Origin of the sequence: Neorhizobium galegae, assembly GCF_021391675.1 — a bacterium.
Taxonomy (GTDB): Bacteria; Pseudomonadota; Alphaproteobacteria; order Rhizobiales; family Rhizobiaceae; genus Neorhizobium; species Neorhizobium galegae_B.
Genome location: NZ_CP090095.1, coordinates 1,653,648 through 1,668,319, shown reverse-complemented (window position 1 = coordinate 1,668,319; position 14,672 = coordinate 1,653,648). Strand labels below are relative to the sequence as shown.

Here is a 14,672-nt window from a genome sequence, read left to right as displayed (position 1 = left end):
GTGGGTCAGCGCAACTCCAGCCGCTTCTCCATGATGATCGCCGGCAGGCCGGAATTGGGGGCACCCCATTCCTCCATCCGGTCGACCTCGGAAAATCCGAGCCGCTCGTAGAAATACATCGCGCGCACGTTCGGCAACGCCACCTCGACCCGCATGATCTCCGCATCCGGAAAACAGGTTTCGAGCTCGGCGAAGATATCGCGGCCGATGCCCTCGTTCTGGCAGGACGGCTTGACGTAGAGCTGGTGCAGCATCGCCGTCTTCACCATTTTCGGATACATGGCGGCATAACCGATGCCGCCGATATCCTTGCCGTTGTCGGCGACCAGGAACTCGCCGCCGCGCTTCTGGATACGCGCCTTGACGGCGCCCGCAGAATGCCAGCCATCGACCATTCTCCTGACCTTGTCGGCCCCGTAGAACGGATCGTAGGTATCGTGAAAGGTCGCCGCCAGCAGGACGCGGATCTGCTCCACGTCGGCCTCACCGGCTGTGCGGACGAAGTAGACCATCGGGCCTACTCCTCTTCGATCCCGAGCTTCGCCTTGACCAGTGCCTGGACGGCCTGCGGGTTGGCCTTGCCGCCGGTCGACTTCATCACCTGGCCGACGAACCAGCCAGCGAGAGTCGGCTTCGCCTTGACCTTGGCGACCTGATCCGGGTTGGCGGCGATGATCTCGTCGACGGCCGCCTCGATCGCGCCGGTATCGGTGACCTGCTTCATGCCGCGGCTCTCGACGAGTTCGGCCGGATCGCCGCCTTCGTTGAGCACGATCTCGAAGAGGTCCTTGGCGATCTTGCCGGAAATCGTCTCGGCCTTGATGAGGTCGATGATGCTGCCGAGCTGGGCGGGAGAAACCGGAGTCTCTTCAATGTCTTTGCCGGTTCTGTTCAAGGCGCCCAGCAGGTCGTTGATCACCCAGTTGGCCGCCGTCTTGCCGTCGCGGCCTTCGGCGACGGCCTCGAAATAATCGGCAATCGCCTTTTCGGACACCAGAACCGAAGCGTCGTAGATCGACAGGCCGAGCTCGCGCACGAAACGGGCCTTCTTATCGTCCGGCAGCTCGGTCAGGCCCGCACGGAGTTCCTCGATGAAGGCATCGTCGAATTCGAGCGGCAGCAGGTCCGGATCGGGGAAATAACGGTAGTCGTGCGCGTCTTCCTTGGAGCGCATCGAGCGTGTCTCGCCCTTGTTCGGGTCGAAGAGGCGGGTCTCCTGGTCGATCGAGCCGCCGTCCTCCAGAATGCCGATCTGGCGGCGCGCTTCGTATTCGATCGCCTGGCCGATGAAGCGGATCGAGTTGACGTTCTTGATCTCGCAGCGGGTGCCGAATTCCGTGCCCGGACGGCGCACCGAGACGTTGACGTCGGCGCGCATCGAGCCTTCGTCCATGTTGCCGTCGCAGGTGCCGAGGTAGCGCACGATCGAGCGCAGCTTGGTCATGTAGGCCTTGGCTTCGTCGGACGAGCGCATGTCCGGCTTCGAGACGATCTCCATCAGCGCCACGCCGGAGCGGTTCAAGTCCACATAGGACATGGTCGGATGCTGGTCGTGCATCGACTTGCCCGCATCCTGTTCGAGATGCAGGCGCTCGATGCCGATCTCGATATCCTCGAACTGGCCCTGGCGGTCCGGACCGAGCGAGATGACGATCTTGCCTTCGCCGACGATCGGATCCTTGTACTGGGAGATCTGGTAGCCCTGCGGCAGGTCCGGATAGAAATAGTTCTTGCGGTCGAACAGCGAACGCTTGTTGATCTGAGCCTTCAGGCCAAGCCCGGTGCGCACCGCCTGCTTGATGCATTCCTCGTTGATGACGGGCAGCATGCCGGGCATGGCCGCATCGACGAGCGAGACGTTGGAATTGGCCGGCTTACCGAACTCGGTCGAGGCGCCGGAGAAGAGCTTGGAATTGGAGAGGACCTGGGCGTGCACCTCCAAACCGATGATGACTTCCCAGTCGCCGGTGGCGCCGGGAATGAAGCGTTTCGGATCGGGCGTGCGGACGTCGACAAGGGTCATCTGATGCTCGTGAAATGGTCTCTATTGCGTTTTCTGGAGGTAGAGCAAATGGCGTTGCGGTGCAAGGCTTGCTGCGCGCGGGGGTCGCTGTGGAGTGCTGTAGTTCAGCCGATTTTAACCAGGTTCTGGTGAAATTGCGAAATGGAGCTATCAACCCCACTCGCGCTATTTATCCTATATCTACTCCTGAATGTCATCGCATTCTGCGTTTATTGGTGGGACAAGCAGGCGGCGATTGATGGCACGTGGCGGATCAGCGAGCGTACGCTGCTGGGTGTCGCCTTTATCGGCGGCAGCCTGGGCGCCGTGACCGCGCAGCAGATGCTGCGGCACAAGACACGCAAGGAACCTTTTCGCACGCTACTGATGATCATAGTCGCTCTTCACACGCTCGGCACGGCATTATGGCTACTTGCGCCGGAACTCACGTGGGCGGTAATCGCAAAGATCGCTCGGACAATCTAGAAGCTTGGCCCGTAAGTATCCGGCGCTTCCGCGATGAGGCGCTTCGACAGGCCGACCGACTGCACATCCCGGTCGATCTTCGGCGAATAGATGGTCGAGAGCCAGTTGATGGAATAGCCCAGCTTCTCGAAGAAGCCGACCGCCTCGGCATTGCGGGCGTGGGTCTCGACGCGGGCGACTTCGAACCCCTGGTGGACGATCTCGGCCTCGATCTCGACGAGAAGCGCCCGGCCGAAGCCGTGACCCTGGAAGGCCGGATCGATCCAGAAGTCGGAGATCAGCTCGTCGAGCTTTTCGCGCGCCGCCCACCCGGCAAGATTGCCGGCCTGTTCGACGACGGTGATGGTGAGCCAGGAGGAGCGCGTGAAATTCTGGAAGGCAGCGCGGGCGCTGGAGCGCATATCGGTCATCTCGCCGATCGAAATCATGGCCTTCTCCCAGGAGCGGAAGCCGATTTCCGCCAGGATATCCACCTCGTCCTCACGCGCATTGCGAATATGGGCCATAGTTTCCCCTGCTGCAGCCTCAGTAGACCACTGAGTCCGCGCTTTGACCAGTGCAACATATAGGGCGTTCCGGCCAGGCGCTTGACGGCTGGGGAAAACACGCCTAGTGCGGATTTCGTATCGATGGAGTTTTGATGTTCTCTTCCGTAGAGACCTGCTGAGGGGCCGGCCCCCGCTTCCAAGCCGCGCCGGCCCAGACAAAAACGAGAACCCCGACGTCACGCGACGCCGGCAACGTTTTTGTGCGCTCGTTTGCGAGCGCTTCTCCGGACATCAAGACAATGGATATTTCCCGCGCCGAACAGCGCATCCTCCACCTGCTCGCCCAGGGCGGCAGGATCGACATCACCCGCGATCAGAACCGCAAGATCGAAAAATTCCAGCTGGTCACCCGCGAGGGCTGGGTCTTCTCGGGTTTAGACCTCACCACCTTCCGCAAACTCAAGCAGAAACGAGCGATCAAGTCCCAGGGCGGCAAGCCTTACCGCATCACCGAACGGGGGCTGGTGCTGGTGAGGGCCGAGCAGGATAATCGGTAGCGAAAACGAAAGCCGGCTTTTTCAACAGAGGCCGGCTTTCGCTTGAGAGACAAATGCAATTGGACTTTGGCGGCAATCGCGTTATTTTATTGGCATGAGCGATCTTAAGGACGAAGTCAGCTTCAGGGAATTGACCGAACCTCAGCCGGCTGCGACGGCCGATGAGGAGTACGATTCCTGGAAGGAAGCAAAAATTCGCGAGGCGCTCAAGCAGTCCGAGGACCGCTCCAAGATGACCCCAGCGCGAAAAGTCTGGGAGCGCTTCGGCTTTGAACGTTAATTTCACTCCGCAGACCATCGCGGATCTCAGTGAAATTCACACCCGTATCGCACAATTCGACCGTAATGCCGCCGATCGCGTCTTATCCCGCATCCGGCAAGTCATCGAGATATTCGAAAGTTTTCCGCTTCTCGGGCGGGAAGGCAGCGTAAACGATACGCGCGAGGTTGCCATTTCGGGCCTGCCTTATACGATCGTGTATCGGATCCTATCGCCGAGCGATCTCGATATTCTCACGATCATTCATCAACGTATGCGTTATCCGCCTCAGGAGGACTGAGGCATCTCTCCTCATTCAGAGGGGTGCCGAAAGCTCGGCCCTCATCGCCGTCCAGTCCTCGGCGATCGAGTTCGCACGTCGCTTGCCGGCGCGGCGGTACCAGTAGTCGGCGTTCCAGTCGTCGCCTTCGATGCGGTGGCAGAGAGCGTGGCCCCAGTCGAAGGGCTGTTCGCCCTCATGGGCTTGGCAAATCTCGTGCACCGCCTGCCAGTCCGCACCCATGGTGAAACCATCGGCCGCGAGGCGATCGAACGCCTCGATCAATCCTGCCAGATCCGTCTTAGCCATGAGCCATCTCCCCGGCGACCGCCCGATGATCGGCGGCCGTCATATTCCGGATGATCCGTCCGCTTACCACCACTTCGCCGGCGTGAACCGGCCGGCTGCCTGTTCGATGACGTGAGCGGTGCGGAAAAGGGTTTCCTCCTCGAACGGCTTGCCGATCAGCTGGAGGCCGAGCGGCAGGCCCTTGGCGTCGAGGCCGGCGGGAACGGCGATGCCCGGCAGGCCGGCCATGTTGACCGTCACCGTGAAGATGTCGTTGAGGTACATCTTGACCGGATCGGAGGCGAGGTCCTCGTCGGCGATGCCGAAGGCCGACGACGGCGTGGCGGGCGTCAGGATCGCATCGACGCCAGCGTCGAAGACGATCTCGAAGTCGCGCTTGATCAGCGTGCGCACCTTCTGCGCCTGCAGGTAATAGGCGTCGTAATAACCGGCCGACAGAACATAGGTGCCGATCATGATGCGGCGCTTGACCTCGGTGCCGAAGCCGGCAGCGCGGGTCTTCTCGTACATGTCGACGATGTCCTTGCCGTCGACGCGCAGGCCGTAGCGCACGCCGTCGTAACGGGCGAGGTTCGACGAGGCTTCGGCAGGCGCGACGATGTAATAAGCGGGCAGCGCGTATTTGGTGTGCGGCAGGGTGATGTCGACGATCTCGGCACCGGCATCCTTCAGCCAGGCGATCCCCTGAGCCCAGAGCTTTTCGATCTCTTCCGGCATGCCTTCGACGCGGTATTCCTTCGGAATGCCGATCTTCATGCCCTTCAGCGACTGGCCGAGCGAAGCCTCGTAATCCGGCACCGGCAGGTCGACCGAGGTCGTGTCCTTGGCATCGACCGATGCCATCGACCTCAGCATGATCGCGGCATCGCGCACGTCGCGGGCGATCGGGCCGGCCTGGTCGAGCGAGGAGGCGAAGGCGACCGTGCCCCAGCGCGAGCAGCGGCCATAGGTGGGCTTGATGCCGACGGTGCCGGTGAAGGCGGCCGGCTGGCGGATGGAGCCGCCGGTATCGGTGGCGGTAGCACCAGCGCAGAGGAATGCAGACACGGCAGCGGCCGAACCGCCCGAAGAACCGCCCGGCACCAGCTGCTGGTTGGAGCCGTTGGCCCGCCACGGGTTGACCACGGCGCCGTAATGCGAGGTCTCGTTGGAGGAGCCCATCGCGAACTCGTCCATGTTGAGCTTGCCGAGCATGACCGCGCCGTCGTCCCAGAGGTTCTGGGTGACGGTCGATTCGTATTTCGGCAGGAAGCCGTCGAGGATGTGGCTGCAGGCCTGGGTGTGGACGTCGCGGGTGGCGAACAGGTCCTTGATGCCGAGCGGAATACCTTCCAGGGCGCCGACAGTGCCTGCGGCACGGCGCGCGTCAGAAGCCTTCGCCATGCCGAGCGCCTTTTCCGGCGTCACGGCCACATAGGCGTTGAACACCGAGTTGGCGGCATCGATCGCGGAAAGATAGGCCTCAGTCAGCTCGACGGAGGTGAATTCCCTGGCTTCGAGCTTTTCGCGGGCTTCGGCAATGGTGAGGCTGGTGAGTTCGGTCATGGTCTCTTCAAACGGTTCGAATGCGAGGGGAGGTTCGGCGGGGCGCTATTGAGCGCTCACTCGACGACCTTCGGCACCAGGAAAAAATTATGGTCGGTAGACGGCGCGTTGGCGACGATATCGTCTGCCTTGTCGCCGTCGTTGACGGCATCGGCGCGCTTGCGCATGTCCATCGGGGTGACCGACGTCATCGGCTCGACGCCCGCAACATCGACTTCGGAAAGCTGCTCGACGAAATTGATGATGCCATTCAGCTCGCCGACCATGCGATTGGCATCTTCCTCGGTGACCGCAATGCGGGCAAGGCGCGCGACGCGCTTGACGGTGGCGAGATCGACGGACATGGCATAACTCCGATGGGAAATTTCCCCTTCGCTATAATGGCCATGCCCGCCCTTCGCAACAGGGAGCGCGCCTCAATTTGCGAAGGCGCGCCGCCTTAAAGGATGCGATTTAGAAGGTCAGGCTGCCGCCCGGTGCCGGCGTCTCGACCCGGGTGCGGGAGCCTTCCATGCCCTTGACGAACTTTTCCGGCGTCTGGTCGACGCCCGGCAGGCCATAATGGCAGGGCAGCGCATGCTTGAAGTCGAAGAAGCGCTGGCAGGAAAGTGCTGCAACCGCACCACCCATGGTGAAACGGTCGCCGATCGGCACGATGCCAATATCCGGCTGGTGCAGTTCGTTGATCAGGGCCATATCGCTGAAGATGTCAGTATCGCCCATATGGAGGACGGAAGGCTCGTCGTCGAAATGCAGCATCAGGCCGTTGGCATTGCCGAGGCAGTGCGAAACGCCGTCTTCGGTCAGCGAGGCGGACGAATGCAGCGCATTGGTGAAGGTGGCGGTGAAACCCTCGAAACCGATCGTGCCGCCGGTATTGCCCATCTCGAGCTTCTCGACACCCTTCTTTGCCAGCCAGACGCCGAGGTCGTAGTTGGCGAGCACGACGGCACCGGTTTCCTTGGCGATCTGGATCGTGTCGCCGACATGGTCGCCATGGCCGTGTGTCAGCAGGATATGGGTCAGACCTTCGGCAGCGGCCTGGATGTCCTGGCCGGCAAAGGCGGGGTTATAGGTCAGGAACGGGTCGACCAGGATCTTGGCCTTGGCGGTCTCGATACGGAAGGCGGCATGGCCGAGCCAGGTGATCTTCATGGAAAACTCTCCTCGAAATGATGTGAGATAATGACGACACATAGCCGATATGAGGCTAAAGGGAAGTGGGACAGAGGGTGGGACAAACCCGCTCCGGACACCCTAACTGGATCCCCGGGATGAAGAACGCATGACAGTGATGACCATCGAGGAACTGGCCGAGGCCCTTCAACCTGGACAGGCGATCGCCGGGCTCGACCTCGGTACCAAGACGATCGGGCTCGCCATGTCGGATCTCGGCCGGCGCTTTGCCTCTCCCCGCCCGGTCATCAAGCGGGTGAAATTCACCAAGGATGCGGAAGTGCTGCTCGCCTTCGCCGAGAAGGAGAAGGTGGCCGGCTTCGTCATCGGCCTGCCGACCAACATGGACGGCTCCGCCGGACCACGGGTGCAGGCGACCCGCGCCTTCGTGCGCTCGATGAGTGAAAAGACCGCCCTGCCCTTCGTCTACTGGGACGAGCGGCTGTCGACGGTGGCCGCCGAACGGGCGCTTCTGGAAATGGACGTATCGCGGGCCAAACGTGCCGAGCGGATCGATTCCGCCGCGGCAAGCTTCATTCTTCAGGGCGCTCTCGACAGGCTCTCGTCGCTCGGCAGGGAGACCGATTTCGCCAGCTGACGCTTCCGCCACCAGGCGGCGATCTCGCGGCGCTTGCGGAAGGCGATAATGGCGAACACGACCAGGCTGTCGAATGCGATCGCGCGCGCCACCAAAGGCGGAATCGTTTCCGGCGGAATGCCAAGAACATTGCCGTAGATCTGGAAGACAAGGTCATGCGTCTGTCGGGTCAGCATGAAGAAGCCGAAGCTCATGTCGTAGTAGGAAAGCCCGTACCAGCTGGTCAGCAGCAGGACCGGACCGGCCCATAAAATCACGAACCACTTCATGCAGTCCTCCCTCTCGACTCTGCCGGATAAGGTTCCAGAGACACGAGCCATCTCGATAGAGCCATAAGGCTCAGGGCCAATGCGGGAATGGCAATGTCCATGGCTAGCGCCGCGAAGACCGTCGTCATGACGATCAGCAATGCTATATTCCGGATTGCAGTTCCCATACGCGGATACTCGGCGAACGTCGTAGTTAACAGTGCGTTAACGTGGAACTTAAGCCCGCAGGGATTTGCCGCAACGGAAACCGGGGGAGATGGTTAATTTCGCAAGGGCGCCTGTGGATAAAGCAGGTCAGGCAGCCGGCGATTTCGGCTTCTTCGGAATATAAGGACCGCCGGTTTCGCCCCATCCCCATTTCGGCATTGGCGCGTGCTCGTAAACCTTGGCTCCGGCTTGCGAATTGACGACCGCAAGCCGCGTTCCCCATTCGAGATAGCCGACCAGTGCGGACGTGAACTCCGGGTCGGCCGGAAGTTCGAGATCCGTATAGGTGTCGAGGAGGATGTTGATCCACCGCCGGCGCATCGGCTCCGTCAGGTGCCTTTCAAGATGATGGCGCACCATCGCCGGATGACCGCCACGCTGCTCCGAATAGAGCTTCGGTCCGCCAATGACCTCCGCGATGAACATGGCTACATGCTGTGGGTGTTCCGCGTCCATGCCGGCAAAGACCGGGCCGAGAAGGTCATCCGCCGGGACGCGCCGATAGAACTCCGTCGTAAGACGCAAGAGCGCATCGAAGCCGCCGATCCATTCATAAAGCGTTGGCACTGTCATGGCGTTCCCTCCCGTATCACTACAAGAGATACTGAGCGCCGGTCATCGCTTCAATCCCTGACATCGAACAACGGATGAACGTCTCCGGCGGAAAGGTCAGCCGTAGATCGCGCGGACCAGGCGGCGGAGCGCGTTGCCGACCTTATCCCAATCCTTTTCAGTCTTGAGCGCCATGCCGGCGAACTGGCCGCTGACGGCGGCGGAGATCACCAGGTGCTGGATCGCCGCAAACAGCAGCGCATTGGTGGTCGCGGCATCGACACCCTTGGGCGGCGTCAGCGAGCCCCGCATCTTTTCGAGCCATTTGCCGAGGGCCTTGGTGCGGGCTTCCGACAGCCGGCGGACCTGCGGCGTATCCTGCGAGACCTCCCAGGCGACAATCTTGCAGACCAGCGGGTCGTCTCGCAGCGCTTCCATGAAATAGATGGAGAGTTTCTCCATCAGGTCGCCGTAGGTCAGCAGGAACATGCCGCCGGTATCTTCCGGGATGCGGTCCTTGACCCAGGTGCCGAGATCGGCGCCGATCGCCTCGATCAGTCCGTCGAGGCCGCCGTAATAGCGGTAGATCAGCTGCTTGTCGCAGCCGGCGCGGCGCGCCACCGCGTTGATGCCGAAACCCTGAAAACCCTGCTCGGCGAGCAGCGCGCGGGCAGCCAGGAAGATCGCCCGCTCGGTGCCGGCGCGGCTGCGCACCTTGGCGACCGAACCTTCTTGCGCTGTGACTTCAGGGATCTGGAGCATTTTCCGCCTGTTTCGGTTTCAATCTTAATCAACCGCGATAGTCCGAGCGATCAGCCGCCGCAAGCAGTCTTGGTGCCCATGCACAGGATTGCGCGCGCAGCACTTGAATTCGCAGGGCTCCGCATTGCACTATCAGCATGGGAGGACTAACGAGATCCTATTCTCCCACCGACGTGCCCTCCTCCATGCTCATCATCTTCCAAAGCGTTCTGCCGATTTTCCTGCTGGTTCTCCTGGGCATGGGATTAAAACGCGCGCCGATCATCAATCCCGATTTCTGGGACGGGCTCGAGCAGTGCAGTTACTGGGTGCTGTTTCCGGCCCTGTTGTTCTCGACGATGGCCAAGGCGGATTTTTCGAATACCGAAAACCTGACGGTCAGTTTCGCGGCGATCGTTTCTGTTCTGGTGATGTCGGGCGGCTTGCTGCTGGCATGGCCGCTGCTGCGGAACCTGCGCGTCGGCGGACCGGCCTATACCTCGCTGTTCCAGACCGCGACACGCTGGAACGCCTTCATGGCGCTGGCGATTGCCGCCAAGACCTACGGCCAGCAGGGCTTGACCATGGTCGGCCTGGTGATGGCGGCGATCATCATTCCACTCAACTTCATCAATGTGACCGTGCTGTTGTGGTTCTCAGGCCACGACCGGAACTACAAGGCCATCCTCTATCGGGTCTGCACCAATCCGCTGATCCTTTCGACGGCGCTCGGCATCGTCGTCAACGTTGCCGGCATTCCAATCTACGAACCGGTGATGGTGGCGGTCGACCTGCTGTCCCAGGCTTCGCTCAGCCTCGGCCTGATCGCGGTCGGCGCCGGCCTGCGGGTCATGGACGCGCTCAAGCCGAAGCCAATCACTCTCCTCGCCGTCTTTTTGAAGCTGATCGCTTTCCCGATCGTCGCCGTGGGCGTCGGCGCGCTGTGCGGCATCCAGGGCAGCGCCCTCGTGCTTCTGGCGCTGAGTGCGGCGGTTCCGACCGCGATGAACGGCTATCTGCTGGCGAAACAGTTGAACGGCGATGCGGACATGTATGCCGCGGCGGCGACCCTGCAGGTCGTCGCCTCGTTCCTCACCATTCCAGTCGTGATGACGGCTGTCGCCTACGTGGCTGCGGGATAAAGCAGATCGACGATGTAGCGCGCGTCGAACCGGGCATCGAGCATGCCGTAGGTCGAGCGCCAGCCGCCGGCGAGCCGCGTTTCCAGGAAAGCGTCGGCGATCTTGCCGGCGCCGAGCCGCACCAGTTCGGACGCCGCCGCCGCAAGTGCCAGCTGTTCTACCAGAAGCCGGGCAGCTCCCTCGTCGGTCTCGCAGAGCGCCATGGCGGCGCGCAGCACTTCGACCGTCTTCTTGCCCGCAGGACCGAGATCCCGTTCGAAACCGGCGAGCACCGTGTTGAACAGGTCCCGCCCCCGCGACAGGACCCGGAGCACGTCGAGCGCCATCACGTTGCCGGAACCTTCCCAGATCGCGTTGACCGGAGCCTCGCGGTAATGCCGGGCGATCGGCCGTTCCTCGATATAGCCGTTGCCGCCGATGCACTCCATCGCCTCGTAGATCAGCGAGGGCGCGATCTTGCAGTTCCAGTATTTGATGACCGGCGTCATGACCCGGGCGAAAGCCGCGTCGGCCGGGTTGCTGGCCGCCCGATCGAAGGAGTCGGCCAGCCTGAAAGCGAGTGCGGTCGCCGCGGCGACATCGAGCGCCATGTCGGCGAGCACACGCGTCATCAGCGGCTGATCGACGAGCTTCTTGCCGAACACGCTGCGGCCGCGCGTATGGTGGACCGCTTCGGCGAGCGACGCGCGCATGATGCCGGCGGATGCCAGGGCGCAATCAAGCCGCGTCAGGGTCACCATGTCGAGAATCGTGCGGATGCCGCCGCCCGGCTCGCCCAGCAGATAACCGAAGGCATCGGTGAACTCGACTTCAGAAGAGGCGTTTGAGCGGTTGCCGACCTTGTCCTTCAGGCGCTGGAACTGCAGGCCGTTCGCCGACCCATCCTCCAGCAGCCGCGGCACCAGGAAGCAGCCGATCCCGTCGCCGGTCTTTGCCAGCATCACGAAACCGTCGCTCATCGGCGCCGACATGAACCACTTGTGGCCGGAGAGCCGGTAGATGCCCTCGCCGACGCGCTCGGCGGTCGAGCGGTTGGCGCGCACGTCCGTGCCGCCCTGCTTTTCGGTCATGCCCATGCCGAGCGTGACCGCGCTCTTCTGCAAGGCCGGGCGATTCGTCGAATCGTATTTGCGCGACAGTATCTTTGGCGCCCATTCCTTCTGGACGCGCGGCGAGGCCATTAGCGCGGCGATCGAGGCGCTGGTCATGGTCAGCGGGCAGAGATGGCCGCATTCGAGCTGCGCCGACAGATAGAATCGCGTCGCCCTCGCCTTGTGCTCGTGGCCCTTGGCTTCCGGAATGTTTTCCCAGACGGAGGAATGCAGGCCGGTCTGCATCGAACGGCGCATCAGCGCGTGCCAGGCCGGGTGGAACTCGACGACGTCAAGCCGCTCGCCGCGCGGACCATGGGTCTTCAGCTTCGGCGGGTTCTCGTTCGCCATGCGCGCCAGTTCCTGCGCCTCCGGCGAGGTGACGTAACGGCCGAGCTGGTCGTATTCCTCGCGGATGGTGCGGTTCAGCGTGCTCGTCAGGTCGACGACCAGCGGATCGGATCGGTAGGCATTGATGCCGGACCAGGGTTTAGGCTGGTTCAGTTCGGCAAATTTTTCTTCGGCGCGCGACATCTGGTTCATGAAACGGGTTCTAGCGGAAGTTACGGGGCCTGGGAACGGCGCCCAATCAGGATTTCTGGCGTTCTCAACAAAAGGCCGCACCGGCGTGGAGAAACCGCTGTCAGCGACAATGGACAAACAAGCAGTGAGATAAACCTCGCGCCCGCTTGCGGCTCCTGCCGTCAGACCTTATAGACCGCCGAACGCAAGCGGAGACGTGTCCATGGTCTTCTTCCCTCACCGCCATCTGATTGGCATCAAGGGCCTTACCGAACAGGATATCACCTTTCTTCTCGACAAGGCCGACGAGGCCGTGAAGATTTCCAGGCAGCGGGAGAAAAAGACCTCCACGCTGCGGGGTCTCACCCAGATCAACCTGTTCTTCGAAGCTTCCACCCGCACCCAATCGTCCTTCGAGCTCGCCGGCAAACGCCTCGGCGCCGATGTGATGAACATGTCGGTCGGCAATTCCTCGGTGAAGAAGGGCGAAACGCTTATCGATACGGCGATGACGCTCAATGCGATGCGGCCGGACGTGCTGGTGCTGCGCCATTCCTCGGCCGGCGCCGCCGCACTTCTCGCCCAGAAGGTCGCCTGCTCGGTGATCAATGCCGGCGACGGCCAGCACGAGCATCCGACCCAGGCGCTGCTCGATGCGCTGACCATCCGCCGCGCCAGGGGCAAGCTGTCGCGCATCATCGTCGCCATCTGCGGCGACGTGCTGCATTCGCGCGTGGCGCGCTCGAACATCCTGCTGCTCAACGCCATGGGCGCACGGGTCCGGGTCGTGGCGCCTTCGACGCTGCTGCCCTCCGGCATACGGGACATGGGCGTCGAGGTCTTCCATTCGATGGAAGAGGGTCTGAAGGACGCCGACGTGGTGATGATGCTGCGCCTGCAGCGCGAGCGCATGGCCGGCGCCTTCGTGCCGTCGGTGCGCGAATATTTCCGCTTCTACGGGCTCGATGCCGAAAAGCTTAAAGTCGCCAAGCCGGATGCGCTCGTCATGCATCCCGGCCCGATGAACCGCGGCGTCGAGATCGCCTCCGAGGTGGCTGACGGTCCGCAGAGTGTCATCGAGGAACAGGTGGAAATGGGGGTCGCGGTCCGCATGGCCGTGATGGAGGCCTTGCTCGTCTCCCAGAACCAGGGAGAACGCGCATGACCCCGACCGTCCTCAAGAACCTGCGCATCATCGACCCGTCCCGCCAACTCGACGAGACCGGCACGATCATCATCGGCGCCGACGGCCGCATCCTCGCCGCCGGGAAGGATGCCCAGAACCAGGGTGCGCCGGAAGGCGCGACGGTCCGGGACTGCCAGGGCCTCGTCGCGACGCCGGGCCTCGTCGATGCCCGCGTCTATGTGGGCGAACCGGGCGCCGAGCACACCGAGACGATCGAATCGGCAAGCCGCGCGGCGGCAGCCGGCGGCATCACCTCCTTCATCATGATGCCGGATACCGATCCGGTGCTCGACGACATCGCGCTGGTCGAATTCGTGCAGAAGACGGCCCGCGACAAGGCGGTCGTCAACGTCCATCCCGCCGCGGCACTCACCAAGGGGCTCGCCGGCAAGGAGATGACGGAGATCGGGCTCATGCAGCAGTCGGGCGCCGTCGCCTTCACCAATGGCCGGCACGGGCTTTCCGATACGCTGCTGCTGCGCCGGGTGATGACCTATGCGCGCGAGTTCGACGCCGTCGTCTCGCTGGAACTGCGCGAAAAATATCTCGGCAACGGCGTGATGAATGAAGGCCTGTTCGCCAGCTGGCTCGGCCTCTCCGGCGTGCCGAAGGAAGCCGAAATCATCCCGCTCGAACGGGATCTCCGGATCGCCGGCCTGACGGGGGCGAAATACCATGCGGCGAAGATTTCCGTGGCGGAATCGGCCGAAGCCATGCGCGTCGCCCGCGCCCGCGGGGCCAATGCCACCTGCGGCGTCTCGATCAATCACTTAGCGCTCAACGAGAACGACATCGGCGAATACCGCACCTTCTTCAAGCTGTCGCCGCCGCTGCGTTCCGAAGACGATCGCGTCGCCATGGCCGATGCGATCGCCGACGGCACGATCGACATCATCGTCTCTTCGCATGATCCGCAGGACGTCGATACCAAGCGGCTGCCGTTCGCGGATGCCGAGGACGGCGCGATCGGTCTTGAGACGCTGCTCGCCGCAGCCCTTCGTCTGCACCATGACGGCCGCGTGCCGCTGATGCGGCTGATCGATGCGATGTCCACCCGCCCGGCGCAGATCTTTGGCCTCGATGCGGGCACGCTGAAGCCCGGCGCCAAGGCGGATATCACGCTGATCGACCTCGACGAGCCTTGGATCGTGTCGAAGGATATGATCTTGTCGAAGTCGAAGAACACGCCGTTCGAAGACGCGCGATTCTCGGGCCGCGCCGTCGCGACGTATGTGGCCGGCAAGTGCGTCTACACGCTTTAA

Annotated in this window: 19 protein-coding genes; 8 read left to right on the top strand and 11 right to left on the bottom strand. The window is 62.5% G+C overall.

Annotated elements, in window-relative coordinates:
* Positions 1-5 precede the first annotated feature (5 nt).
* Both LZK81_RS08345 and gatB read right to left on the bottom strand, forming a co-directional pair.
* Positions 6-512 carry a GNAT family N-acetyltransferase gene (locus LZK81_RS08345; protein WP_046624231.1) on the bottom strand — a complete coding sequence of 169 codons (507 nt, stop codon included), beginning with the start codon at positions 510-512 and terminating at the stop codon, positions 6-8.
* A gap of 5 nt (positions 513-517) precedes the next feature.
* On the bottom strand, positions 518-2,023 hold the full coding sequence (gene gatB / locus LZK81_RS08340) for an Asp-tRNA(Asn)/Glu-tRNA(Gln) amidotransferase subunit GatB (protein WP_233955813.1): 1,506 nt from the start codon (positions 2,021-2,023) through the stop codon (positions 518-520).
* A gap of 141 nt (positions 2,024-2,164) precedes the next feature.
* On the opposite strand from gatB, the gene LZK81_RS08335 reads away from it, so the two are divergent.
* Entirely contained in the window at positions 2,165-2,488 is a 324-nt protein-coding gene (locus tag LZK81_RS08335; protein WP_233955812.1) for a DUF1294 domain-containing protein, read from the top strand.
* Here the strand turns inward: LZK81_RS08335 and LZK81_RS08330 are convergent.
* The gene (locus LZK81_RS08330) at positions 2,485-2,994 is read right to left on the bottom strand and encodes a GNAT family N-acetyltransferase (RefSeq protein WP_233955810.1); all 510 of its coding nucleotides are present in this window, start codon (positions 2,992-2,994) and stop codon (positions 2,485-2,487) included. The two genes, LZK81_RS08335 and LZK81_RS08330, sit on opposite strands and share 4 nt — an antisense overlap.
* Before the next feature lie 281 nt (positions 2,995-3,275).
* On the opposite strand from LZK81_RS08330, the gene LZK81_RS08325 reads away from it, so the two are divergent.
* The 3 genes from LZK81_RS08325 (at position 3,276) to LZK81_RS08315 (ending at position 4,093) form a co-directional block, all read left to right on the top strand.
* Positions 3,276-3,533, top strand: a complete 258-nt coding sequence (locus LZK81_RS08325; protein WP_233955808.1) for a YjhX family toxin — start codon at positions 3,276-3,278, stop codon at positions 3,531-3,533.
* Between the two features lie 94 nt (positions 3,534-3,627).
* Positions 3,628-3,813 (top strand): hypothetical protein, encoded by a 186-nt coding sequence (locus tag LZK81_RS08320; protein ID WP_233955806.1) that lies wholly within the window; start codon positions 3,628-3,630, stop codon positions 3,811-3,813.
* Positions 3,803-4,093, top strand: coding sequence for a type II toxin-antitoxin system RelE/ParE family toxin (locus tag LZK81_RS08315; RefSeq protein ID WP_233955804.1), 291 nt, complete (start codon positions 3,803-3,805; stop codon positions 4,091-4,093). Before LZK81_RS08320 ends, LZK81_RS08315 begins: the two co-directional genes overlap by 11 nt.
* A gap of 15 nt (positions 4,094-4,108) precedes the next feature.
* On the opposite strand, the gene LZK81_RS08310 is transcribed toward LZK81_RS08315, so the two are convergent.
* From LZK81_RS08310 to LZK81_RS08295, 4 genes are all read right to left on the bottom strand, one after another.
* A complete protein-coding gene (locus tag LZK81_RS08310; protein ID WP_046605469.1) occupies positions 4,109-4,381 on the bottom strand; it encodes a hypothetical protein in 273 nt (90 codons plus the stop codon).
* 63 nt (positions 4,382-4,444) lie between these two features.
* Positions 4,445-5,926 (bottom strand): Asp-tRNA(Asn)/Glu-tRNA(Gln) amidotransferase subunit GatA, encoded by a 1,482-nt coding sequence (gene gatA / locus LZK81_RS08305; protein ID WP_105437422.1) that lies wholly within the window; start codon positions 5,924-5,926, stop codon positions 4,445-4,447.
* A 56-nt stretch (positions 5,927-5,982) separates the two neighbouring features.
* Positions 5,983-6,270, bottom strand: a complete 288-nt coding sequence (gatC, locus tag LZK81_RS08300; protein WP_046609967.1) for an Asp-tRNA(Asn)/Glu-tRNA(Gln) amidotransferase subunit GatC — start codon at positions 6,268-6,270, stop codon at positions 5,983-5,985.
* Positions 6,271-6,379: 109 nt separating this feature from the next.
* Complete coding sequence (locus tag LZK81_RS08295) at positions 6,380-7,081, bottom strand: metal-dependent hydrolase (RefSeq protein WP_046609966.1); 702 nt, start codon at positions 7,079-7,081, stop codon at positions 6,380-6,382.
* Between the two features lie 130 nt (positions 7,082-7,211).
* Here LZK81_RS08295 and ruvX point away from each other — a divergent pair, with 130 nt between their 5' ends.
* Entirely contained in the window at positions 7,212-7,700 is a 489-nt protein-coding gene (ruvX, locus tag LZK81_RS08290) for a Holliday junction resolvase RuvX (protein ID WP_007761087.1), read from the top strand.
* On the opposite strand, the gene LZK81_RS08285 is transcribed toward ruvX, so the two are convergent.
* From LZK81_RS08285 to LZK81_RS08275, 3 genes are all read right to left on the bottom strand, one after another.
* Positions 7,643-7,969, bottom strand: coding sequence for a DUF6105 family protein (locus LZK81_RS08285; protein ID WP_046605473.1), 327 nt, complete (start codon positions 7,967-7,969; stop codon positions 7,643-7,645). The two genes, ruvX and LZK81_RS08285, sit on opposite strands and share 58 nt — an antisense overlap.
* A 294-nt stretch (positions 7,970-8,263) precedes the next feature.
* On the bottom strand, positions 8,264-8,749 hold the full coding sequence (locus LZK81_RS08280; protein WP_046624243.1) for a group II truncated hemoglobin: 486 nt from the start codon (positions 8,747-8,749) through the stop codon (positions 8,264-8,266).
* 96 nt (positions 8,750-8,845) lie between these two features.
* Entirely contained in the window at positions 8,846-9,490 is a 645-nt protein-coding gene (locus LZK81_RS08275) for a TetR/AcrR family transcriptional regulator (RefSeq protein ID WP_046605475.1), read from the bottom strand.
* 185 nt (positions 9,491-9,675) lie between these two features.
* Here LZK81_RS08275 and LZK81_RS08270 point away from each other — a divergent pair, with 185 nt between their 5' ends.
* A complete protein-coding gene (locus LZK81_RS08270; protein ID WP_046609963.1) occupies positions 9,676-10,611 on the top strand; it encodes an AEC family transporter in 936 nt (311 codons plus the stop codon).
* Here LZK81_RS08270 and LZK81_RS08265 read toward each other — a convergent pair.
* Positions 10,593-12,245, bottom strand: coding sequence for an acyl-CoA dehydrogenase family protein (locus LZK81_RS08265; RefSeq protein WP_233955802.1), 1,653 nt, complete (start codon positions 12,243-12,245; stop codon positions 10,593-10,595). The two genes, LZK81_RS08270 and LZK81_RS08265, sit on opposite strands and share 19 nt — an antisense overlap.
* Positions 12,246-12,447: 202 nt before the next feature.
* Between LZK81_RS08265 and LZK81_RS08260 the strand changes: the two genes are divergently transcribed.
* Positions 12,448-13,389 carry an aspartate carbamoyltransferase catalytic subunit gene (locus LZK81_RS08260; RefSeq protein ID WP_046624246.1) on the top strand — a complete coding sequence of 314 codons (942 nt, stop codon included), beginning with the start codon at positions 12,448-12,450 and terminating at the stop codon, positions 13,387-13,389.
* Complete coding sequence (locus LZK81_RS08255; protein WP_233955800.1) at positions 13,386-14,672, top strand: dihydroorotase; 1,287 nt, start codon at positions 13,386-13,388, stop codon at positions 14,670-14,672. Before LZK81_RS08260 ends, LZK81_RS08255 begins: the two co-directional genes overlap by 4 nt.